The sequence below is a fragment of the Myroides gitamensis genome (assembly GCF_029894455.1).
Classification (GTDB): Bacteria; Bacteroidota; Bacteroidia; order Flavobacteriales; family Flavobacteriaceae; genus Flavobacterium; species Flavobacterium odoratum.
Map to the genome: position 1 here is coordinate 3,396,048 of NZ_JARYHN010000001.1, position 21,813 is coordinate 3,417,860.

The 21,813-nt window shown below is 35.1% G+C and carries 21 protein-coding genes and 1 pseudogene; 10 read left to right on the forward strand and 12 right to left on the reverse strand.

All coding sequences use genetic code 11. From position 1 onward, the window contains the following. The 3 genes from M2306_RS15085 to M2306_RS15095 all read right to left on the reverse strand — a co-directional run bounded on the left by M2306_RS15085 (position 1) and on the right by M2306_RS15095 (position 3,587). Positions 1-1,632 (reverse strand): BatD family protein, encoded by a 1,632-nt coding sequence (locus tag M2306_RS15085; RefSeq protein ID WP_259189192.1) that lies wholly within the window; start codon positions 1,630-1,632, stop codon positions 1-3. 1 nt (position 1,633) lies between these two features. Beyond that, positions 1,634-2,497 (reverse strand): DUF58 domain-containing protein, encoded by an 864-nt coding sequence (locus tag M2306_RS15090; RefSeq protein ID WP_259189190.1) that lies wholly within the window; start codon positions 2,495-2,497, stop codon positions 1,634-1,636. 85 nt (positions 2,498-2,582) lie between these two features. Further along, on the reverse strand, positions 2,583-3,587 hold the full coding sequence (locus M2306_RS15095; protein WP_002988342.1) for an AAA family ATPase: 1,005 nt from the start codon (positions 3,585-3,587) through the stop codon (positions 2,583-2,585). A 167-nt stretch (positions 3,588-3,754) separates the two neighbouring features. On the opposite strand from M2306_RS15095, the gene M2306_RS15100 reads away from it, so the two are divergent. The 3 genes from M2306_RS15100 to M2306_RS15110 are packed head-to-tail and all read left to right on the forward strand — an operon-like array spanning position 3,755 to position 6,228. Beyond that, positions 3,755-4,903, forward strand: a complete 1,149-nt coding sequence (locus M2306_RS15100) for a DUF5929 domain-containing protein (protein ID WP_115092008.1) — start codon at positions 3,755-3,757, stop codon at positions 4,901-4,903. Next, positions 4,896-5,627, forward strand: coding sequence for a metallophosphoesterase family protein (locus tag M2306_RS15105; RefSeq protein ID WP_115092007.1), 732 nt, complete (start codon positions 4,896-4,898; stop codon positions 5,625-5,627). Before M2306_RS15100 ends, M2306_RS15105 begins: the two co-directional genes overlap by 8 nt. Before the next feature lie 43 nt (positions 5,628-5,670). Continuing rightward, positions 5,671-6,228, forward strand: coding sequence for a DUF3575 domain-containing protein (locus M2306_RS15110; protein ID WP_115092006.1), 558 nt, complete (start codon positions 5,671-5,673; stop codon positions 6,226-6,228). 62 nt (positions 6,229-6,290) lie between these two features. Here M2306_RS15110 and amaB read toward each other — a convergent pair whose 3' ends face one another. The 6 genes from amaB to dut all read right to left on the reverse strand — a co-directional run bounded on the left by amaB (position 6,291) and on the right by dut (position 12,245). After that, the gene (amaB, locus tag M2306_RS15115) at positions 6,291-7,838 is read right to left on the reverse strand and encodes an L-piperidine-6-carboxylate dehydrogenase (protein ID WP_115092005.1); all 1,548 of its coding nucleotides are present in this window, start codon (positions 7,836-7,838) and stop codon (positions 6,291-6,293) included. Positions 7,839-8,075: 237 nt separating this feature from the next. After that, positions 8,076-8,597 carry a 3-hydroxyanthranilate 3,4-dioxygenase gene (locus M2306_RS15120; RefSeq protein ID WP_002988328.1) on the reverse strand — a complete coding sequence of 174 codons (522 nt, stop codon included), beginning with the start codon at positions 8,595-8,597 and terminating at the stop codon, positions 8,076-8,078. 15 nt (positions 8,598-8,612) lie between these two features. Next, positions 8,613-9,872 carry a murein hydrolase activator EnvC family protein gene (locus tag M2306_RS15125; RefSeq protein WP_115092004.1) on the reverse strand — a complete coding sequence of 420 codons (1,260 nt, stop codon included), beginning with the start codon at positions 9,870-9,872 and terminating at the stop codon, positions 8,613-8,615. 39 nt (positions 9,873-9,911) lie between these two features. Then, positions 9,912-10,685 (reverse strand): lipoprotein insertase outer membrane protein LolB1, encoded by a 774-nt coding sequence (lolB1, locus tag M2306_RS15130; RefSeq protein ID WP_259189184.1) that lies wholly within the window; start codon positions 10,683-10,685, stop codon positions 9,912-9,914. Positions 10,686-10,771: 86 nt separating this feature from the next. After that, positions 10,772-11,782, reverse strand: a complete 1,011-nt coding sequence (locus tag M2306_RS15135; protein WP_259189182.1) for a sugar phosphate nucleotidyltransferase — start codon at positions 11,780-11,782, stop codon at positions 10,772-10,774. A 25-nt stretch (positions 11,783-11,807) separates the two neighbouring features. Further along, positions 11,808-12,245: a dUTP diphosphatase gene (gene dut / locus M2306_RS15140; RefSeq protein ID WP_115092002.1), complete on the reverse strand. Its 438-nt coding sequence runs from the start codon at positions 12,243-12,245 to the stop codon at positions 11,808-11,810. 176 nt (positions 12,246-12,421) lie between these two features. Between dut and xseA the strand changes: the two genes are divergently transcribed. Further along, positions 12,422-13,909, forward strand: coding sequence for an exodeoxyribonuclease VII large subunit (gene xseA, locus M2306_RS15145; protein WP_115092789.1), 1,488 nt, complete (start codon positions 12,422-12,424; stop codon positions 13,907-13,909). Further along, entirely contained in the window at positions 13,870-14,064 is a 195-nt protein-coding gene (gene xseB, locus M2306_RS15150; RefSeq protein WP_002988310.1) for an exodeoxyribonuclease VII small subunit, read from the forward strand. Before xseA ends, xseB begins: the two co-directional genes overlap by 40 nt. A gap of 38 nt (positions 14,065-14,102) precedes the next feature. Here the strand turns inward: xseB and M2306_RS15155 are convergent, their stop codons facing one another. The 3 genes and pseudogenes from M2306_RS15155 to M2306_RS15165 all read right to left on the reverse strand — a co-directional run bounded on the left by M2306_RS15155 (position 14,103) and on the right by M2306_RS15165 (position 17,291). Beyond that, positions 14,103-15,449 (reverse strand): mechanosensitive ion channel family protein, encoded by a 1,347-nt coding sequence (locus tag M2306_RS15155; protein WP_181816742.1) that lies wholly within the window; start codon positions 15,447-15,449, stop codon positions 14,103-14,105. A 147-nt stretch (positions 15,450-15,596) separates the two neighbouring features. Beyond that, a pseudogene (locus M2306_RS15160) lies at positions 15,597-16,500 on the reverse strand (OmpA/MotB family protein). A gap of 23 nt (positions 16,501-16,523) precedes the next feature. Further along, positions 16,524-17,291: an exodeoxyribonuclease III gene (locus M2306_RS15165; protein ID WP_002988301.1), complete on the reverse strand. Its 768-nt coding sequence runs from the start codon at positions 17,289-17,291 to the stop codon at positions 16,524-16,526. A gap of 368 nt (positions 17,292-17,659) precedes the next feature. Between M2306_RS15165 and M2306_RS15170 the strand changes: the two genes are divergently transcribed. The 5 genes from M2306_RS15170 (at position 17,660) to M2306_RS15190 (ending at position 21,786) form a co-directional block, all read left to right on the forward strand. Further along, entirely contained in the window at positions 17,660-19,483 is a 1,824-nt protein-coding gene (locus tag M2306_RS15170) for a GNAT family N-acyltransferase (protein WP_002988300.1), read from the forward strand. Positions 19,484-19,738: 255 nt separating this feature from the next. Then, positions 19,739-20,116: a hypothetical protein gene (locus M2306_RS15175; protein ID WP_147279646.1), complete on the forward strand. Its 378-nt coding sequence runs from the start codon at positions 19,739-19,741 to the stop codon at positions 20,114-20,116. A gap of 214 nt (positions 20,117-20,330) precedes the next feature. Beyond that, positions 20,331-20,714 carry a hypothetical protein gene (locus tag M2306_RS15180; RefSeq protein ID WP_498882895.1) on the forward strand — a complete coding sequence of 128 codons (384 nt, stop codon included), beginning with the start codon at positions 20,331-20,333 and terminating at the stop codon, positions 20,712-20,714. 188 nt (positions 20,715-20,902) lie between these two features. After that, positions 20,903-21,346, forward strand: a complete 444-nt coding sequence (locus tag M2306_RS15185; RefSeq protein ID WP_115091996.1) for a hypothetical protein — start codon at positions 20,903-20,905, stop codon at positions 21,344-21,346. Positions 21,347-21,378: 32 nt separating this feature from the next. Then, the gene (locus M2306_RS15190) at positions 21,379-21,786 is read left to right on the forward strand and encodes a hypothetical protein (protein ID WP_259189173.1); all 408 of its coding nucleotides are present in this window, start codon (positions 21,379-21,381) and stop codon (positions 21,784-21,786) included. Positions 21,787-21,813: the final 27 nt, after the last annotated feature.

Genomic DNA, 21,813 nt, shown 5'->3' on the forward strand with positions numbered 1-21,813 from the left:
TTACTGTTCTTGTTTGTATTGCATCGAATCAAAAACTTTTTCAGTAATCTCATCAGCATATTGATCTTCTGCATGGTGGAATACCCATACTTGATTTAAAACGGTTTTACTTTCGTGCGTTAATACACAAGTAAAAGCTATTTTTTGATTTTTTCCTTTGTCTAATTTCAGCGTGAAATCCCCTTTGGCTTTTAATCCTGTTAAGCCCGAAGCATTCTCGAATTTCTCGTGAGATAATTCAATATTATCTACGTCATAATTCTTGATGATTAACTTCAACGAATGATCGATAATTTCTTCTTCCGTGTATTTGAAATCTTTTCCTGTTTGTATTGTACTCAGAGTGATGTAAATAGGATCACCTAATTCACCACTTTTGAATTGTTGTATATTGTCTATCCCATCAATTCCGCTATCGCCAACTGTTGGATCGTTCTTTCTTACCAATACATCTGGCGTACTCACCGTTAGTCCAACACCACTTCCGTATGTACTGTTGATCCATTCTTGTTGAAGGAGGCGTTTAGAAGAGTTAAATGTAAATAGGCTCAGATTCTGTTCTGAAGTAATATTGATGACATAAACAATACCAATACACAAGATTAATGCAGCCGAGATTGCGGTTGGAATTCCAAAACGCACTCTCTTTCTCTTTCTTTTTCGCTCTTCTCTCAATCGAATGCGTTCAGTTTGAGTAGCAGCAGAGATTGGATAAGCTGTGTTAATCTCATTAATGATATTCTGTGTTTTAGACGTATCTGCAACAATTTCATTATCTGCAGGTTGTGATTTAGCGAACTTTACTAAGTCAGCCGTATCCAAAACACGCTTAAATTCTTTGATGATTTTAGGATCGATTTTGACGTCCTTATCGCGTAACGTATTCTTTAAAATAGAGACTGTTTCAAAAGTGGTTAACTCACGAGCAGAAATACCAAAGGTATCTTCAATAAAGGCACGAGCAATATCCGTCATCTCAGAATAATACGGTTTTGCATCTCCACGCGTCCAATTCTGTTTCTCTTCCAATTGCTTAAGTTTGGTTACTGCTTTTTCAAAAGGAGTACTGTACTTATCGTCTTCTGTAAGATTTTTATCTTGTAGTTTTTTAATAATAAAGTAAATAACAACCCCTATTGCGATTGCTAAAAGAAGAAAAGCAAGGTAATACCAGCTCGTAGAAGGAGCCGCACCTGCTTTTGAAATAGACTTAATATCGTATAAAGGTGTTTTTAACGTATCGACAACAACATTTTGAACATTGATGCGAATAGAATCTGTCTTAAATAACTTAGCATCAATGATAACGGGTAATTCCGGAATGGTAAAACTTCCCTCATCAAATTGCGTTAATTCATAGATTTTGATTAACTCAATGAAGTTGTCTTTTTTTATCGTATCAACGGGATAGGAATCTAAGATTTCTAGAGATCCTAATGTTTCCGATTCGGGAAATAATACTTTACTATCCTTAGACGTAATAGCGCGAATGCTATATTTTATAGGTTCCCCAATTTTAATGTTGGTGGTATCTACTTTTGTTTCAAGAGGTAACTGAGCTAACATCAACTGAGATGATAACAAAAGAATAAGTACGCTTAAAAGATTGTATTTTGTTCTATTCAGTGTCATTTTATCTAGCTTTGAAATACCCTAATAATTTTTTTACATAACTCTCATCTACACGCATGTTGATTACACCTGCACCACATTTTTGAAAGGTCTTCTTGAACTGATCTTCTTGTTTTAAAAAATGGGTGGTATATTGATTTCTAACCTCTTTGCTTCCTGTGTTGACTATGATTTCTTGTCCTGTTTCTGCATCATAGGCATTCATCATTCCTACATTAGGAAGTTCTTTTTCGCGCTCATCATAAATGCGTATTCCCGTGATATCATGCTTTTTAGCTGATATCTTTAAGGTACTTTCATAAGGAGGTGTAACAAAGTCAGACAGGATAAAAACAATCGCTTTTTTCTTGATTACTTTCGATAAGTAAGCGAGGGCTAAAGCAACATCGGTTTGTTGACTCTTGGGTTTGAAATCAATCAATTCACGTATAATGCGCAATACATGCATCTTTCCTTTTTTAGGAGGAACGAATAATTCAATTTGGTCCGAAAATAAAATAAGTCCAATCTTATCGTTGTTTTGCGTAGCAGAAAACGCTAAAGTTGCGGCTATTTCTGTGATGATATCTTGTTTGAATGCATCGGTTGACCCGAAGTTTTCAGATGCACTGATATCTACCATTAGCATTAAAGTAAGTTCTCTTTCTTCTTCGAAAACTTTGATATAAGGCTCATTGTAACGCGCAGTAACGTTCCAATCAATGGCGCGAACATCATCGCCAAATTGATACGGACGCACTTCAGAAAAAGTCATACCACGCCCTTTAAAGGAAGTGTGGTATTCCCCAGAAAAAATATGATCACTTAAACGCTTGGTTTTGATCTCAATTTTTTTGACCTTTTTTAAAATCTCTTTGGTTTCCATTGTAAAAGAATTATTCAAAATAACTATTCCTTAAATGAGCGGAATAATCGTGAAATAAATAGTTGTAATCCACAGTGTTTGACTACTATGGCACTTCTATTTCGTTTACAATTTGATTGATGATATCAACAGAAGTGATACTTTCTGCTTCTGCTTCATAAGTAACTCCAATACGGTGGCGTAATACGTCAATGACTACGGCACGTACATCTTCTGGAATTACGTATCCTCTTCGTTTGATAAAAGCATAACATTTAGCAGCAGTTGCTAAGTTGATACTACCACGAGGTGATGCTCCAAAACTAATGAGTGGTTTTAATTTCTCTAATTTGAATTGTTCTGGGTATCTCGTAGCAAAGATGATATCTAAGATATACTTTTCAATTTTCTCATCCATGTAAACCTTTTTAACGGCTTCTTGTGCACGTTTGATTTGATCCAAGGTTACTACTGGATTTATCGTTTGTTTTTCACCAGCTAAATTTTGGCGAATAACTAAGCGTTCTTCTTCTAATTTTGGATAGTCAATGACCGTTTTCAACATGAAACGGTCCATTTGCGCTTCCGGTAATGGGTAAGTCCCTTCTTGTTCTACTGGGTTTTGAGTCGCCATAACTAAGAAAGGCTTGTCTAACGGATAAGTCGTATCACTAATCGTTACTTGCTTTTCTTGCATCGCCTCTAAAAGTGCAGATTGTACTTTTGCAGGAGCACGGTTAATCTCATCCGCTAAGATGAAGTTAGCGAAAACGGGTCCTTTGCGGATAGTAAAATCATTTTCTTTTACGTTGTAAATCATAGTACCGATTACGTCGGCAGGTAATAAATCTGGCGTAAACTGAATTCTATTGAAGCTCCCGTGTACAGCTTTTGATAATGTATTAATCGCGAGTGTTTTTGCTAATCCAGGTACTCCTTCTAGTAAGATGTGCCCTTGTCCTAGTAATCCAATTAACAATCGATCAATCATGTGCTTTTGTCCAACAATAGCCTTGTTCATTTCCATTGTTAAGATATCAATAAAAGCACTTTCTCTTTCTATAAGTTCATTTAATTCTCGAATATCGTAATTTGATCCTGGTGTTTCCATAATAAAAGTTTTGTCTGAAAATAACGCTCATTTAATTATTCATGCAAATTCAAAAAATATTCTCTATTAAGTTGTTAATAGATGGTTAAATCTAAAGTAGCCGTTCAACATTTGGGCATGATTTATGGGTTTCTTTTTATAAATTTAAGAACAAAAAATAATTTGCTATGATTAATAAGCGATTACTTATTAAAAATCTATTGGCCCAATATGATGAGAATAGTTTCTATGATAAGAAACGGCAGCTAAATTTACATACCAAATCGGGGAAAGCAAAATTTTTAAAACATATTTGTGCCTTATCTAATTCAAATCCTCAAAATAACTCATTTATCATTGTAGGAGTGGATGACGATAATAACGAATTAGTTGGTGTAGATTTTTATGATGATAGTAAGATTCAAAATCTAGTAAATGCCTATTTTGCCAATCCACCGAGCATTACGTATGACAATGTTACTTTTACGGATCTTGCTGATGATAAGGTGATTGGATTGGTAACCATTGCGCCAAATTCCGATTTGACCACTTTCAAACGGCCTATCGGTGAGATTCAAGCAGGCTCTTATTTTTCCCGTGTTGGGAGTACATCCGTACCCAATGGAGCACTCGTTTACAACGGAAATCAAAGTCATGTAGAGAGCATTGAAAAAAGTTCTCAAAATAATTTAAATCACGTACTAGAGAGCGTTGTGCGTTATATGACGCAATCTTCTAAGGATATTCACGCCAATTATAGCGTATTTAAAGAGCAATTTGTGATCTGTTGGATCGGAAAGAAGATGAATATTCGCGGTATTCCGTTCTATTCGCGTATGGATATTGAATTTGTCAATGAACAAATTAAGTTATTCTACTCTTCTTTAGATGTGGTGACCTTGTTTTATGATACCGAATCATTTGTGTTGACGGAATATTTGAATCTTGGGTTAAATGACGGAACAAGTTATTATCCCTTTGAAGAAGTACGCTTAAATTTTTACGACAACGGTAGTTATGCCCTAGAGAGTAAGATGCTTTTTGAACCTCCCAAGTACAATGAGAATATTTTGGAGCACATTTATAGAAACAGCCTAAAGGTTATTCAAAAATTAAAAACGGGAGAGCGATTAACGAATAAGGAAGAACGCGTACTGAGTAAATTATGTTACAACATGATGTTGTGTTACCTCAATGGTTTTGAGCAAGCGAAAGAAGAACTGATTGAGGTTAAAGATTATTTAAAATTCGCCAATGACCCCCAGTTGTTTACAGGCTTTAAGCAAGTTATGCGTATCTTGCGAAAACTGAAATACGAAACTGAAAGTTATGAGTAGAACATTGGTTATAGGAGATATACATGGCGGATTTAAAGGTTTGAAACAACTTTTTGAACGAGCTCAAATAACACCAACCGATCAATTGATTTTTTTAGGCGACTATGTAGATGGATGGAGTGAACCCCATTTGGTCGTTGAATTTTTATTAGCCCTAGAACAAACGCATTCTTGTGTGTTTTTAAGAGGAAACCACGAGAGTCTTTTAGTGAAATGGATGCTGACAAAGCAAGAAAACCCACAGTGGTTTAGGAATGGAGGAGATGCTTCTGTGTTGGCTTATCGTCAACTGCCCGAAGAACAATTTGCCCGACATTTAGCTTTTTTTCAGCGTTTGCAAAATTACTATATCGATGCAAAAAATCGATTGTTTGTACATGCTGGATTTACCAATCCAAGAGGAATAGAAGTAGAGTTCTTTGAAGAGTACCTGTATTGGGATCGTACCTTATGGGAGATGGTGATGGCTATGGATCCAAACTTAGATGCATCCAGCCCCTTATATCCTAAACGTCTAAAGTTTCATGAGGAGATTTATATTGGGCATACCCCTGTAACGCATTTTGGCTTTGATGTACCTGTCAACTTTGCGAATGTTTGGAATATAGATACAGGAGCTGCTTTCTTAGGAAAAATAAGCGCCATGGATATTGAGACAAAAGAATACTGGCAAAGTGATGTTGTGGCTGATTTATATCCAACAGAGGAGGGAAGAAATCATTAATAATGGTAAAAAATTATATATTTGTAGGCAAAGTTTAGAACAAATGAAAAAAATAATCGCAACTGCTTTTTTAATCGGTGGAATATTAGGCGCCAAAGCACAAGCTGTGAATGAGGTTAAGGTAAATATTCTTAATGCCATTGTAGTGCCTTCAATTGAATTGGGTTATGAGCATTTTATTGACCATAATCAATCTGTTGGATTAGATGTGCATTTTATGGATCGCTTTTCGTACTATCACGAAAGTAAAAGCAAAGACCAAAAGTTTAATACAACGAGTTTAGCTTTAAACTATAAATTCTATTTTGGAGGTAAAAATGATGCCAACGGAAGTGGGTATTCTGTTTCGCCTTTTATCAAGTACCGTTTTGGTAACTTTAAAGAAGATAGATTTAATGCAGAAATTGATGGATTAGAGCGTGTAAAAACGGATATGAATAGCTTTATTCTAGGTATTGGTTTCGGACACAAGTGGACGATGGGAGATTCTTTTGCAATCGAACCATTTGTTAACGTAGCGCGAAACTTTAGTAGTGAAGTAAATGATCGTTTCTCTGCTATTGAATTCAATGCAGGAGTTATGATTGGTTACCGTTTTTAATCAAAAAGAGATAAAAACAAAAAAGACGTCTATTAGACGTCTTTTTTTATGGTTGTATTCGATTAAAAATCAAATTTAATACCTTGTGCTAATGGAAGTTGACTTCCGTAGTTGATTGTATTTGTTTGTCTTCTCATGTAAGCTTTCCAAGCATCAGATCCAGACTCACGTCCTCCACCTGTTTCTTTTTCACCTCCAAAAGCTCCACCAATTTCAGCACCTGAAGTACCGATATTAACGTTAGCAATTCCACAATCAGAACCTGCATGTGAAAGGAATAATTCCATTTCACGCATATTGTTTGTGAAGATTGATGATGATAATCCTTGAGGAACACCATTTTGCATTGCAATAGCTTCTTCAATGTTGTTGTATTTCATTACGTATAAAATTGGTGCAAACGTTTCTGCTTGAACAATTTCAAATTCGTTTTTAGCTTCAATGATACATGGTTTTACATAACAACCACTTTCATATCCTGCTCCTTCTACAACACCACCTTCAACGATGATTTTTCCACCTTCTTGTTTTGCTTTTTCAATAGCATTCAAGTAATCTTGAACAGCTCCTTTGTCAATTAGTGGTCCAACGTGATTTGCTGCATCTAATGGGTTTCCAATTTTCAATTGCGCATACGCACTTTGTAATACTTGGATTGTTTTATCATAAACGCTTTCGTGGATAATTAAACGACGAGTTGATGTACAACGTTGTCCTGCTGTTCCAACTGCTCCGAATACTGCTCCAACTAATACCATGTTGATATCAGCATGCTCAGAAACGATGATTGCGTTGTTTCCTCCTAATTCTAAAATAGTGTTTCCAAAACGCTCAGCAACTGTTTTTGATACGTGACGACCAATACGAGTTGATCCTGTGAAAGATACTAATGGAATTCTGTGGTCATTGTTCATTAAATCTCCACATTCGTTTCCAACTACTAAGTTACATACTCCTTCTTGGATATCGTTTGCTTTGAATACTTTAGCAATAATATTTTGACAAGCAACTGCACATAAAGGTGTTTTTGAACTTGGTTTCCATACACATACGTCTCCACAAACCCAAGCAATCATTGTATTCCAGCTCCAAACAGCCACTGGGAAGTTGAAAGCAGAAATAACACCTACAATTCCGATTGGATGCCATTGCTCATACATTCTGTGCATTGGTCTTTCTGAGTGCATAGTTAAACCGTATAATTGACGAGATAATCCTACTGCGAAATCACAGATGTCAATCATTTCTTGAACTTCACCTAAACCTTCTTGTAAACTTTTACCCATTTCATAAGAAACAAGTTTTCCAAGGTGTTCTTTATTGGCGCGTAATTCTTCTCCGATTTGACGAACGATATCTCCTCTTTTCGGTGCAGGAACTAATTTCCAAGATTTGTAAGCCTCTTGTGCTGTTTGCATTACTTTTTCGTAATCTTCAGCTGTTGTAGCTTTTACTTTTCCTATTAATTCACCATTTACAGGTGAGTATGATTCGATAATTCTTCCGTTAGAAAATGAGTTCAAACCTGTTGAAGTACCATTGTTTACTTCCTCAAGTCCTAAATGCTTCATCGCATCCAAAATTCCAAATTGGTCATTTGTTGTTGCCATTATTCTTCTTTTATAGTTTATAAGATAGTTCTTTGCTAAGATATAAAAATAATTTTAGCTAAGAGGTGTTAATAAAAACACTTCATTTTGCTATATTATTAAGTTGTTGTCAATTATTTGGAATAAAAGCAACGTTTATTTTGTGCTAATTGTAAAATTCTAATTAGGTTGTTAGTCAGAAGCTTTAGATTGCTTTGAAACAAAATATACGGTGTGTTTTCGTCTGTTCTAAGGAGGTTATGGAACTGCATCCATCACACAATTGCAGTGCGAGCAGGTTCTTAATTCCTCGGATTGGTAAAAATGCTTAAAATGAGGGAGAAAATCCGTTTCGATATCCGTCAATTCAAAATAAACTTCATGCAATTTCTCGTTGCAGTTTTCACAATACCAAATCAAACCATCTTTTGCATGGGCTTCTTTTCGTTTTGTTTCTACAACTAAACCTACAGAATTTGCCGTACGAATAGGGGCATGAGGCATTTTAGCTGGTAGGAGATAGATATCTCCAGGGTTAAGTGTAATGCGTTTACGCTCCCCATCTTCTTGAATATCAATATAGATTGTTCCTTCCAGTTGAAAGAAAAACTCTTCATTCTCGTTGTAGTGAAAGTCTTTGCGATTATTAGGACCTCCAACAACCATAATGATATAATCTTTCGAATCGACAAAAAGATTCTTATTTGATACAGGTGGTTTCAGTAGGTCTTTGTTTTCATTCACCCACTGTAAAAGGTTAAAGGCTACGGCATTACTCATAGGATACAAATGCGTTTAGTTACTTCTACTCAACCAATTTTGAGGGTTGTCAATATTGGAGTTGTGCGAAAGTAAGAATTTTAAAACAGTTTTTCCAGCGCTGTTTGTGTTAATTGTTCCGATGGTTTGCTTTAAACTTACTTTATCGCCTTTTTGAACGGTAACATCACGTAGATTTTGATATACGGTAATATAATCTCCATGCTGAATTAACACGGCTTTATTCCCTCCAGATAAAACTTGTACTTGTAATACTTCTCCTTCAAAAATAGCCCTTGCTTTAGCATTTGATTCTGTGGTAATCTCCACTCCACTGTTGTGGACAGTTAAGTGTGTTTGTACCGGGTGCGGCTGATCTCCATAAGGTAGAGATACATAACCTTTCTCCACGGGCCATGGTAATTTTCCACGGTTGGCTTTGAAATTATCAGCGACTAATTTTCCTTCTGGTGTTAGTTCAAAAGTAGCCGCAGCAGAACTAGTTGCTGTTGATTTAGTTGTGGTTTTACCCGCTTTTGCAGCCGCTTCTCGGGCTTTTCTATTTGCTTCTTCAATGGCCTCGCGAATCAATTGCTGTATTTTGCGATCAATTGCTTTGGTCTCATCTTGTTTTTTCTTGATTTGCTCGTTGAACTTCTTCTGATCTTTCTTCACAATAGACACAAGTTCTTGTTGTGCTGTTAAATCTTGTTTTAAGTTCTTTTCATTCGCTTCTTGTTCTGCTAAAAGCTTGCGTTGTTTTTCTTTTTCAACTTCAAGTTTAGCTAAAGCTTCATTTAGCAATATTGTCTTCTCTTTCAGTTCTTCTCCCTGTTGTTTTCTGAAATCAGCATATTGCTTTAAATATTGTACGCGTTTATACGCCTGAAAGAAGTTTTCAGAAGAGAGAATAAACATCATTTTGCTCTGATTGGATCTACTCTTGTACGCTTTTACAATCGTTTTGGCATAATCTTGCTTAAGCTGATCTAATTCTTTAGCTAAAGTATTTGCCTCTTTTTGATTTTTAGCAATATTGTTGGTGGTGATATTAATCTGCTTGCGCACATTGCTGATTAACTGTCTGTTCAGGGTGACTTTGCGGTTAATTTCGTCAATCTCAGCTAAAATATTGCGTTCTTTGGTTTGCTCCTTGTGAAGTAACTGCTGTACAGACTTGATCTCAATCACAATCTGTTGCTTTCTGCGTTCTAACTGTTCTTGTGTCTCTTTTTGTTGAGCACACAAAGGCAATGCCATTAAAATGAACAATATAGAGCAGTAGGTTTTTTTCATAGCGGTGTACTTCTTAAGCCATACAATATTACGGAATTTTTACAAATTAATGAGTTTGTACCCCTTAGGAACTGCATAATTAATTTGTAAATCTTCGTTAAACGAAACTTTTCTGTAACGAATATCCAAATTTATGGTTTTTTCTTCTTCCGCTAGAATATTTATTTCTGTTGGAACAATAAAGTTTTTTACTTTTTGATAACCTGGATACGAGATAGTTACTTTTCGATTGGAATTGCGTTCTGTAATCGCTTCTTTTTTCAAAAGTGTATTTTCATCTTCAAAAAAGTAAGTAGATTGTAGTTCTTCTTGTTCAGGTGAACTTACTTTGTGTAATCCATCTACAATACTAGCCACATATTCTCCGCTATTTTGACTGTCTAAGACTTGGCCCAATAACAGGTTTTGAAAGCGGTTGAAGTTTACATCAGCACCTATGAATTTGGTCAAAACATCATACCCACCTTGAAAAGCATTTTCATGGAATTTTTCATAGTATTGGATACCATCAGGTGTGATCAATGCTTTACTAACAAGGATATCCGAATAGCGGATGTTGAGTTGGATCTGTTTGTCTTTTTCAATTAAAACCTCAAGCCCAATTTTGTAGTTTTCTTCTTCCGTTTTATACTGTGCTGTTCCTTTTAGGGTAACAGTTTCGAAATTCTGTGCATTTTTAGCGTGATCATTCAAAATGACCAAAGCCGTTTTTGATTTTGTTGCATCTGATTCTCGCAATAAAAACCCTTCTCCTCCTTTTTTACAGCTGATAAATAATAAACTTGTAAGGCATAGGAACGCAATCTTTTTCATAGTTTTTGTAGCTAAATGGTTTAGTACATCGAATATAGATAAAAAAAATCCGTTTTAAAGAAATTTAAAACGGATTTAATAGTATTTTAGTCTAAAACAGAATAATCACCAATACTGATATTGGTATGATTTCCGTTGTATTTGGCGTGATTTCCAATCATAGCATTGTCCAAATTAGCATTTGCAATAAAAGCGTGTGTTTGAATTAAACTATTTTTAATTGTAGCGTTTTCTACTTTAGAATGATCACCTAATGATACATTTGGACCAATTGTTGCATTTTTTAGTACGACGTTATCTCCAATATAACAAGGAGGGATAATGGTACTGTTTTCTAGTTGAACAGATGATGAAACGTAATTGCTGTTTTCCGCTTCTAAGAAGGTTAACATGCGATTGTTGGTATCAACCGTAACATCTTTGTTTCCGCAGTCCATCCATTCATCCACTTGTCCTGGAACAAAACGCATCCCTTTTTGTTTCATATTTTCTAATGCATCTGTCAGTTGGTATTCTCCACCTTTAATGATGTTATTATCCAATAAGAATTCTAATTCTTTGCGCAATGTTTCTCCACTTTTGAAAAAGTAGATTCCAATAATCGCTAAGTCTGAGACAAAAGTGGTTGGTTTTTCCACAAAATCGACAATTTCATTTTTGTCATTAAGTTGAACTACACCAAATGCACTTGGGTCTTCTACTTGTTTCACCCAGATTACGCTATCTGCAGTTTTGTCTAAATTGAAATCTGCACGGAATAAAGTATCAGCATAAGCTACTACGATAGGACCAGACATACTTTCTTTGGCACACAAAATAGCATGTGCCGTTCCTAAAGCTTCATTCTGGTAACAAATTGTTCCTTTTGCTCCTAACTTTTCAGCAATAGCAATCAGGTCTTTTTCTGTTTGTTTACCGAAGCTTTCGTGAATAATAAATGCGATTTCTTCAATTTTGTCATTTAAAACCTTGGCAATATCCTCCACCAATCGATGTACAATTGGCTTTCCTGCAATTGGAATTAAAGGTTTGGGTGTAGTAAGGGTATGCGGGCGTAAACGCGATCCACGTCCAGCCATAGGTACAATGATTTTCATTTTGTAGCTTATTTATTTTTCGTTTTTATTTCGTTCCTGTGCTTCCAAATCCTCCCGCACCACGTGTGGTCTCTGAAAGTGCATCTGCATCTTCCCATTGGATTTGTTCATATTTTGCAATCACCATTTGAGCGATGCGCTCTCCATTTTCAACAACAAAAGGCTCTTTCGATAGATTGACTAAAATAATTCCAATCTCTCCTCTATAATCTGCATCAATAGTACCTGGTGAATTCAATAAGGTAATTCCTTTTTTAGCCGCTAAACCACTTCTCGGTCTGATTTGGGCTTCATATCCTTCAGGTAATTCGATAAATAATCCAGTTGGTACAATAGCTCTTTCTAAACTATTTAATGTAATAGGTTCAGTAAGATTGGCTCTTAAGTCCATTCCAGCAGATTGCGTTGTTTCATAATGAGGCAAAGCATGCTGTGATTTATTTATAATTTTTACAGATGTCATACAGAATAATATTAAAATACAGCGACAAATATAAAGGTTTGTTCCGACAATTAAATAATTGAGGTTTAGTTTTCCTATGTAGTTTTTTGAAAGTGCAAGCGTAAGGAGCATTGTGAATGAAATTCAAAAAAGAAAGATGAACCCGTTTAATTTTGTACTTTCGTATTTCGTATCTTATGTTAGAAAATAGAAAAATATTTACCCTACACGCTATCCTAAATCGCGTTCAGCAAGTTTTTGATGAACTTATGCTGGGGAAATACTTTTGGGTTAAAGTAGAGGTACTCAAAGTGAATAAAGATCGTCGCGGACACTACTATTTAGAATTAGTAGAGCAGGTAGATGATCAGGTTTTGGCGCGATGTCGAGCTACCATTTGGCAACGCAATGTGGAACGATGCGTGATTGATGGAGGGGAGGAATTAGATAAAGTTGTCAAAGAAGGTGCTGAGATCTTATGTTATGGCGAGGCTATATTTCATCCTGTATATGGTTTTTCTTTGCATGTGATTCACGTGGATTATGCTTTTAGTTTAGGAGAGATTGAACGCAAAAAGCAAATGGCCTTGATGCAATTACAGCAAAAAGGATTGCTTCAGCTCAATAAGAATCAATCGCATCCGTTAGTCCTTCAAAATATTGCTGTTGTAGGTTCTATCGGAACATCGGGATATGAGGATTTTGTGCAGCACTTGATACAGAATCCCTATCATTTTGCTTTTAACTTGACGTATTTTGATACACAAGTACAAGGGGAAGAAGCAAGTGCAAATATCATCAAACAGTTGGAGGTTGTTGCACAAGGAGCATTTGATGTTGTGGTTTTGATTCGAGGTGGAGGATCAAAATTTGATTTGGATGTCTTTAATGCCTTAGGCGTAGCAGAGCAAATTGCCCAAATGCCTCAAGCCGTCTTTACGGGAATTGGCCATGAAACGGATAGTACCGTAGCTGATTATGTTGCTCATACCTATTTTAAAACACCAAGTGCCGTGGCCGCCTTTATTATTGAAAGAGCGCTTCAGTTTCAGGTATTCTTAGAGCAGATGGAACAGGGGATAAAAGAAAATGCAAAAAGAGTTGTGACCTACTACCAAACAGCACTTCAGCAAGTAGAGGAAAGAATGACGAATTTAAGCACCTCCCACCTGAAGGAAGAGGAAGCTAAGTTAACGCAACAATCTACAGCCTTGGGATATTTGGTAAAACAGTTGACTCAAGTAGCTAAGAGCGATTTGAAATGGACGGAACAAGCTATAGCCGTTGAAACTACAATCCTATTAAAGAAGAGAAACAATGTTTTATATGATTACGTTGCACGATTGAATTTATGGGGAAAACAAAAAGTAGCCTTGGAACAGCAGCAGCTTCACCTTTTACAGGAGATGATAACGACTCAAGTGCAACATACCTTAACGCGAGTGAATCTTCAATTGACGCAAACTACGGCCTTATTGTCTTTATATGATATGGAGCATCTATTGAAGAGAGGATTTGCTATAATTAGACAACAAGGAAAGGTCGTGACGGAAGAGACCGTCTTACATCCAGGAGATGAATTAGAATTGACCTTATATAACAAACAATATAAAATTACGCTAGCAAGTATAGAAGAAGTATCAGTATGGAAAAACTTACATATGAAAAAGCCGCAGCAGAACTAGATCAGATTCTCACGGCATTAAAAAACGATGAAGTTACAGTAGATGAATTAGCTGAAAAAGTAGAGCGCGCTTCTCAGTTGATTGTTTTTTGTAAGAAAAAACTTACATCAACAGAAGAGAAAATAGAGAAAATTATCAATAAGTTAGACCAATAGTTGCAATCACTTTGCTTGCAACTATTGAATCTACTTTGTTATGGTTGGTGTGGGTTTTTAGATAAGTCATTGCTGTTGGCGATGAATTGTCGAACATCATCTGAAGAAGGTAATTCGAATACCTCTAAATGGAAGTAGTCGATAGCCGCTAAGACGTGGTCAAAGATATCAGCCATGACAGTTTCATAAAAAGCCCAAACGGTACTATTCGTAAACATATATAGTTCAATAGGTAAACCATGTTCTGTTGGTTGCAAGTGACGCACCATTAAATGGTATTCTTTGTGAATATTTTGATTTTGTTGTGCATAGCGTAATACGTATGCTCTAAATAACCCAATATTCGTCATACGACGTCCATTCACAGGCATGGATTGATCAGCATTAGTGCTTATATTATACTCATCAATTTCTTTTTGTCTTTCCTCTATATAAGGTTTAAGCAGTTGAATCTTTTTCAATTCATTGATTTCATGAGGTTCTAAAAAGCGAATCGACGACATTTTGATGTTAATACTTCGTTTGATTCGTCGTCCTCCTGAATTTTGCATGCCGCGGTAGTTCTTAAACGAATCACTAATCAGTAAGTAGGTTGGGATTGTCGTAATAGTCTTATCGAAATTTTGAACTTTTACGGTACTTAGATTGATTTCCAATACCGTTCCATCCGCACCAAACTTGGCCATTTCAATCCAATCTCCTACGCGAACCATATCGTTGGTAGAAACCTGTATACTCGCTACAAACCCCATGATGGTATCTTTAAACACTAACATAAGAATAGCAGATGCTGCTCCTAAGGATACTAGAAAAGTAACAGGGTCCTTTCCTGTAATAATAGAAAAGATAATGATAGCAGAGAAAAAGTACAAAATAATACTAGATACCTGAGAATAACTATCAATAGGCTTATCAGCTAAGCGCGGTTTTGTTCGGGCATAATCTCTACTAGATCGAATCAAAGAACGCAAAAGCAAGGTAACAACCACAACAAATAAGATATTGGTTAGTGATAGTACAAAGCTAATGACATTAGGAAACCCGATGAAAAAGATAGGAAATAGGATACGCGCTAAGGTTACAGGAATCAAATGCGTAATATTGTGCAGAACCTTATTGTTTATTATGATATCATCTAATTGGGTTTTGCTTGTTGCAGCATATTTCCTTGCGATGACAATCACGATATTTTTTAAGATATAATCGAGCACAACCATACAGAGTGAAAAGGCTAAAAGCAGCACACCTGTGGTGACAATATGAGTTTCTTGTTCGTTTAGTTGTAAAAAATGGAGGGAATCAAAAAACCATTTGTAAATGATATTTAAATCACTCAAATTAATAATATCGTTGATGTCCTTTGGATCAAGGGATAGAAAATACATTGTATTTGGATGTGTTTGAATGTGATTATGCAAGATAAACAATAAAAAACGCTTTTTATGTTAAGGCTATGGCAAATAACTAAAAGAAAGTGCTGTTGTTTTAAAAAAAGCTCTATAAATTTAATTATAGAGCTTTTTGAATATCCATTATAATTGGTTTAGCATATCATTAATCTTATCTAGGTTAGGCGTAAGAATGACCTCAATACGTCTATTTTTAGCTTTGCCTTCGGTTGTGCTATTGCTCATAAGAGGTGCATATTCACTTCGTCCAGCTGCGGTAAGATTTTTTTTGTCGATTGACGCATTCTCCGTTAAAATAGAAACAATGGCTAATGCGCGTTTGGTTGATAAATCCCAGTTATTTTGAACCCCATCACCTAAATTACCTAAAACCTTATCATTGTCCGTATGTCCTTCAATCAAGACAGAAATATCCGGATTTGTAGCGAGTACTTTACCTAATTCTATTACTGCATTTCGCCCTTCATCGTTGACAGACCAACTACCCGATTTGAAAAGTAGCTTATTTTCCATGGAAACATATACTTTACCGTTTTTCTGTTCAATGGTTAATCCTCTACCTTCAAAGGCATTTAAGGCTTGTGATAAGTTATCCTTTAGCGCTTTCATTTGTTTGTCATTCGCCGCTAAAATACCTTCAAGCTCTTGTACACGTTTAGATTTTGAATCTAGTTCTGCTTTTGCTTTTGCTAGTCTTGCTGCTTCTGCTTGTAGTGATTCCTCACTGTGCTTTTCTAGATTGGTATAAGAATGCTGCAAGTCTTGTAATCTGTTTTGAGCCGCTGAAATCTCTGCATTTAAATTTTGACGTTCTTGCTGTAAGTCTTTCAGTTGTTGGGCCAATTGCTTTTTAGCTTGCTCTAAATCACTCATGGAACTATTGAGCGTAGCTAACTCGTCTGCTAAGCGCTGGTTATCATCCAAGGTCATTTGATAATCTTGGTCAAGTTCATTATAGAGTCTTCTTGTTACACAAGAGGATAGTAGTGGTTAGCGTTAATAAACCGATGGACAGTCTTTTTATCATAAGGATAAATTTTTAGGTTGAGTTTAAGCTTTAATTTCTACAACAATAGGGCAGTGATCGGAGTGTTTTACCTCTTGCAATATAGAAGCACCTAGAATTCGATCCTTCATCGGTTCTGCAACCATATTGTAGTCAATTCTCCATCCTTTGTTGTTGTTTCTCGCATTTGCACGGTACGTCCACCAGCTATATTGATGAGGTTCTGTATGAAACACACGAAAACTGTCAATAAATCCGTGATCGACAAATTTATCTACCCAAGCTCTTTCTTCTGGTAAGAATCCCGAAACTTTTGCATTGCGAATTGGATCGTGGATATCAATGGCTTTATGACAAATGTTGTAATCGCCACAGATAATTAAGTTGGGAATTTCTTTTTTAAGCTCCGTAATATAGGTAAAGAAATCGTCCATGTACTGATATTTGAAATCTAGTCGATCAATATTAGAGGCAGAAGGCAAGTATAACGACATGACAGAAAATGTATCAAAATCTACACGTAGATTTCTTCCTTCAAAATCCATATAGTCAATACCTGTTCCATACGTAATATGGTTGGGTTTTTCCTTGCAAAAAATAGCTACACCACTATAACCCGCTTTTTGAGCGGAAAAATAGTATTGATAGGGATAACCTGCTAAAGTAATTTCATCTGTTGGAACTTGATCTTCTTTCGCTTTGGTTTCCTGTAAGCAAATGATATCAGCATTCTCTTCTTGCATCCATTCTAAAAGTCCTTTTTTGATTGCTGCACGAATTCCATTTACATTATAGGATATAATTTTTTTCATTATGCCTGGTTTTTGTATGAAAATCAAAAGTAGAAAAAATAAACATTCCGATGCAGGAAAAGAAAAGGAGAGATGCGTTTTTAATTTTTAATTAGCATTCTAGACTTGTTCAACATAGAACCAGTCTTGTTGTTGATTGTCTAGGTTGGGTTTTACTGTATTTATAGTTAAAAAAGATAAAAAATGAAATATTTGTATCGGATGATAGCAAAGAAGAATAAATAATTTTTACAGCATATATCTTTTTTTTAATCAGTTATTTAGGTCAATATCTTTGACAATGCTAGGGATATGCAGTCGAGGATGATAAAATAAAATAGATTACCTAAAGATTTTAGTATATTTGTCTTACTTAAATTTTCAAATTGATGGGGTTAGTAACAGCTAAGGAAGTAGCGAAGGCGATAAACGTGGACAAGTATGGTATCTTGGGTACTTTTACGGGGTGGTTGCTTATGAAGACGCTTAAGGTTACCACATTAAATAAGATTTACGATAGAAATAAACATTTAGAAGAATTAGAGTTTTTAAATTCTATTCTAGAAGAGTTTCAGATTGAATTTCAAATAGATCCAGAGGAATTAAAACGATTGCCTAAAAAAGGACCGTATATTACCATTTCTAATCATCCGTTGGGTGGAATTGATGGAATTTTACTTCTAAAATTAATGTTGGAGCATGATCCTAATTTTAAGATTATTGCCAACTTTTTATTGCATCGTATTGAGCCTTTGAAACCTTATATTATGCCTGTTAATCCATTTGAGAATAACAAGGATGTAAAGTCAAGTGTATTGGGGTTAAAAGATACATTACGGCATTTAAGTGATGGAAAACCACTAGGGATATTCCCTGCGGGTGAGGTATCTACTTATAAGGATGATCGATTGGTGGTTGATAAACCGTGGGAAGAGGGAGCTATTAAGCTGATTAAAAAAGCGAATGTACCTGTAGTACCTATTTATTTTCATGCGAAAAACAGTAAATTATTTTACTTTTTATCGCAGATTAATCCAACTTTGCGCACAGCGAAGTTGCCTTCAGAGCTATTGACACAAAAAGATCGCGTAATCAAGATTCGCATCGGTCGTCCAATATCGGTTGAGGAACAAAATGAACATTATGATTTAAGTGATTATGGTAACTTTTTGCGTTTTAAAACGTATTTGTTATCTAACGCTTATAAAGACGAAGACTCCCAAAAGTGGATTAAAGTTCCGTCTTTTAATTTTAAATTTCCAAAGATGGTAAAGGACATTGTCCCTCCACAACCCCTAGATAGAATCAAACAAGAAATAGAAGTTTTACGTGAAAAAGACTTTCGATTGCTGCAAAGCAAAAATTACGAAGTGTTCTTGTGTAAATCTGATTTGATTCCGACAATATTATTAGAGCTTGGTCGACTTAGAGAGGTTACGTTTCGCGAAGTGGGAGAAGGGACTAATAATGAGCTAGATTTAGATCAATATGATAAGTATTATCATCACATGTTCTTATGGGATAGCGAAGCAGAACAAATATGTGGAGCGTATCGCATGGGATTGGGATCAGAGATTTATAAAAAATATGGGATTAATGGGTTTTATTTGAACGAATTGTTTCGTTTTGAATCAGAACTTTACCCAATGATGGCTCAATCAATTGAAATGGGACGCGCGTTTATTGTCAAAGAATACCAGCAAAAGCCAATGCCTTTGTTTCTCCTTTGGAAGGGAATTGTACATACCACTTTGCGTTTTCCAGAACATCAGTATTTAATAGGAGGGGTGAGTATCAGTAATCAATTTTCTGATTTTTCTAAGTCGTTGATGATTGAATTCATGCGCTCGCATTATTTTGATCCTTTTATTGCACAATATGTTACACCTAAGATGGAATATAAGGTAAACTTAAAAGATGCTGATAAGGATTTGATTTTTAATGAGACGGAATCAGATTTAAATAAATTTGATAAGATTATCGAAGATGTTGAGCCTGCAAAGTTGAGAGTGCCTGTATTGATTAAGAAGTACATCAAGCAAAATGCAAAAGTAATTGCATTCAATGTGGATCCTTTATTCAATAATGCAATAGATGGATTAATGTATATCAAAATTGCCGATTTACCAGAAAGTACGGTAAAGCCAGTGATGGAAGAGTTTGAAGCAGAACTTGAACGAAAAATACAAGAAGAAGCGAATAAATATAATTAAAGATAAAAAAGGGTGTCCCAAAAGGATGCCCTTTTCTTTTGATTGCATATTTTTTGAATTAAATTGAAGGATAGACTGTTTTTAGGTTTAATTTTTTATTTTTTTCATAACAAATAAAGTGTTTGTTGTTAATTTTAGATATCTATAAGTTTCTACTTGTTTTTTTGTATTAATATTTTTTTAATTCGGAAAAATATTTATTTTTACCGTGTTAAATAAATGTGAAAAACAATGTTGAAAAAAATTAAATTTATCATGATTTGTGCAGTTCTTGCAATGGGAACTGTAGCTTGTAGTTCTGATGATAGTTCTACACCAGATAATCCACCAACAGGAGAGAGTGGAGAATATAAAGTTGTAGTTTCTGTTACCCCAGGAGCAACACTTGAACAGGTAATGGTTACCTTGACAAATGGTCAAGAAATGGATACAGACTTGATTCAAGAGTTTAATGGACAAAGAGAATGGTCTAAAACATATAAAAAATCAGCAAAACAAAGTTTAGGGGTTACTGCAGGTGGCTTTGGTAAAGATGAAAACTCTAAACTGACAGTAAAAATTATGAAAGGGTCAACTGTTGTTAAAGAAAGTTCAGGAAAAGGACAGATAATGACAGTAGCAGCAGTATTATAAAAACACAAAAAAAGGTATTCTAATTTAGAATACCTTTTTTTGTGTTTTTATTTGATAATTTAATTAATGATTCTGTTCTTTTGTCGTTTAGAATTGTTTTTGTAAATAAAAAATTCGGTATTTTTTGTATAATTCAAAAAAACGTATACTTTTGAGTTGTTAAATAAAAGTAAAAACAATGTTCGGAAAAGTTAAGTTTTTTTTAGTTTGCGCGATGATAGCAATAAGTGCTTCAGCTTGCAGTTCTGATGATAGTTCCACCTCCACTAAAAAATCTGGATCAGGGTATCGAGTTTCGAATGAGGAGTATGTGGTAGAGGTTGCTGGAACAAGAGATGTAGAATTTCAACGTATTGAAGTGGCTACAATTGAAGGAAAAGAGGTTAATACATTCATTAAAGACAAGTTTGAGGGGAAAAGAGAATGGACAAAGAATTTCAAAAAAACAGTAAAACAAAAAATTACTGTTATGGTATTCGCTTCAAGTGAAAATGAAGAATCTAAACTTCAAATTCGTGTAAAAAAGAGCCAGAATATTATTAAGGAAGCTGAGTTTGTAGTTAAAGGAAAATCACTTTACGGAGAAGTTATCTTTTAAGTAGAAGTTTACTTGGAACCATTTAGTTTCAACTTTTGTTGGAATAGAAATTAAGAATATCCTTATCAAAGGAGCTCGCTGTATTTTATTGGCCCTATACTTTAACGTTCTGGTGCTTAAAATGAGTAGTTAAACTTTTGAATAAGACAAAAAAAATCCTATTTTTGAATTGTTAAATAAAAGTAAAAATGATGTTCAGAAAAGTTAAGTTTATTGTAGTCTGTGCAATTATTGCGTTAGGACTATCTGCATGTAGTTCAGATGATGGCAATCCTGTACTTAAATTAGATAAGAAACAATACAATGTGTTAATAGAAATTACCGAGGATGTTGAAATGGAACAGATTGTGGCATATTACTATGATGGTGTTCAGATAACGGAAGAAAAATTTATTGAACCTGCTCCTGTTGTAGATGAGGATGAAGAGGGAGAACAAGGGCAAGAGCCAAAAATAACACAATGGGAAAGATCGTATACGCTTACGGTTGCTGAACGTGTAAGTATTGAAGCGAATGGTGTGGGTGCAAGTACATCTTCTAAGATGACTATTACAGTAACAGGTAAAGACGGTATTGTCTTGAAAGAAAAAGAAGTAAAAGGGAAAGACTTATATTTAGAAATGAATTTTTAGTTCATTAAAAAATTTAATGAAAAATAAACCATATGTTCAGAAAAATAAAATTTATGCTGTTGGCTGTTGTTCTTGGTGCTGGAATTTCAAGTTGCAGCTCAGATGATAGTGCATCAGTAGTGGTTCCAGAAGGAAAAGAATACCTGGTGACTGTTACGGTAACAGAAGATGCTACCATTAATAAAATAATGGGGGTAGTTTATGATGGAAAAAATGTAAAAAATGATGTTATTGATGATTTAAAAGAGACAGCATGGTCTAAAATATATCATAAAACAGAACAGCAAAAAATAAGTTTTACTGCACAAGGTTTAGGACAAAGTAAAGACTCAAAAATGGAGATTAGAGTTACCTTAGATGGTGAAATAGTTGGAGAGGCATTTGCTTTGGGAGAATCACTAAATGCTACAGTAGTGATTCAAGAGGATAAGAAAAAATAAACATAAAAAAAGGTACCTCATGAGGTA

Excerpts from the sequence above, each read along its gene's own strand:
- M2306_RS15085 (WP_259189192.1), bottom strand. The coding sequence starts at position 1,632 with ATGACACTGAATAGAACAAAATACAATCTTTTAAGCGTACTTATTCTT.
- M2306_RS15090 (WP_259189190.1), bottom strand. The coding sequence starts at position 2,497 with ATGGAAACCAAAGAGATTTTAAAAAAGGTCAAAAAAATTGAGATCAAA.
- M2306_RS15095 (WP_002988342.1), bottom strand. The coding sequence starts at position 3,587 with ATGGAAACACCAGGATCAAATTACGATATTCGAGAATTAAATGAACTT.
- M2306_RS15100 (WP_115092008.1), top strand. The coding sequence starts at position 3,755 with ATGATTAATAAGCGATTACTTATTAAAAATCTATTGGCCCAATATGAT.
- M2306_RS15105 (WP_115092007.1), top strand. The coding sequence starts at position 4,896 with ATGAGTAGAACATTGGTTATAGGAGATATACATGGCGGATTTAAAGGT.
- M2306_RS15110 (WP_115092006.1), top strand. The coding sequence starts at position 5,671 with ATGAAAAAAATAATCGCAACTGCTTTTTTAATCGGTGGAATATTAGGC.
- amaB (WP_115092005.1), bottom strand. The coding sequence starts at position 7,838 with ATGGCAACAACAAATGACCAATTTGGAATTTTGGATGCGATGAAGCAT.
- M2306_RS15120 (WP_002988328.1), bottom strand. The coding sequence starts at position 8,597 with ATGAGTAATGCCGTAGCCTTTAACCTTTTACAGTGGGTGAATGAAAAC.
- M2306_RS15125 (WP_115092004.1), bottom strand. The coding sequence starts at position 9,872 with ATGAAAAAAACCTACTGCTCTATATTGTTCATTTTAATGGCATTGCCT.
- lolB1 (WP_259189184.1), bottom strand. The coding sequence starts at position 10,685 with ATGAAAAAGATTGCGTTCCTATGCCTTACAAGTTTATTATTTATCAGC.
- M2306_RS15135 (WP_259189182.1), bottom strand. The coding sequence starts at position 11,782 with ATGAAAATCATTGTACCTATGGCTGGACGTGGATCGCGTTTACGCCCG.
- dut (WP_115092002.1), bottom strand. The coding sequence starts at position 12,245 with ATGACATCTGTAAAAATTATAAATAAATCACAGCATGCTTTGCCTCAT.
- xseA (WP_115092789.1), top strand. The coding sequence starts at position 12,422 with ATGTTAGAAAATAGAAAAATATTTACCCTACACGCTATCCTAAATCGC.
- xseB (WP_002988310.1), top strand. The coding sequence starts at position 13,870 with ATGGAAAAACTTACATATGAAAAAGCCGCAGCAGAACTAGATCAGATT.
- M2306_RS15155 (WP_181816742.1), bottom strand. The coding sequence starts at position 15,449 with ATGTATTTTCTATCCCTTGATCCAAAGGACATCAACGATATTATTAAT.
- M2306_RS15165 (WP_002988301.1), bottom strand. The coding sequence starts at position 17,291 with ATGAAAAAAATTATATCCTATAATGTAAATGGAATTCGTGCAGCAATC.
- M2306_RS15170 (WP_002988300.1), top strand. The coding sequence starts at position 17,660 with ATGGGGTTAGTAACAGCTAAGGAAGTAGCGAAGGCGATAAACGTGGAC.
- M2306_RS15175 (WP_147279646.1), top strand. The coding sequence starts at position 19,739 with ATGATTTGTGCAGTTCTTGCAATGGGAACTGTAGCTTGTAGTTCTGAT.
- M2306_RS15180 (WP_498882895.1), top strand. The coding sequence starts at position 20,331 with ATGATAGCAATAAGTGCTTCAGCTTGCAGTTCTGATGATAGTTCCACC.
- M2306_RS15185 (WP_115091996.1), top strand. The coding sequence starts at position 20,903 with ATGATGTTCAGAAAAGTTAAGTTTATTGTAGTCTGTGCAATTATTGCG.
- M2306_RS15190 (WP_259189173.1), top strand. The coding sequence starts at position 21,379 with ATGTTCAGAAAAATAAAATTTATGCTGTTGGCTGTTGTTCTTGGTGCT.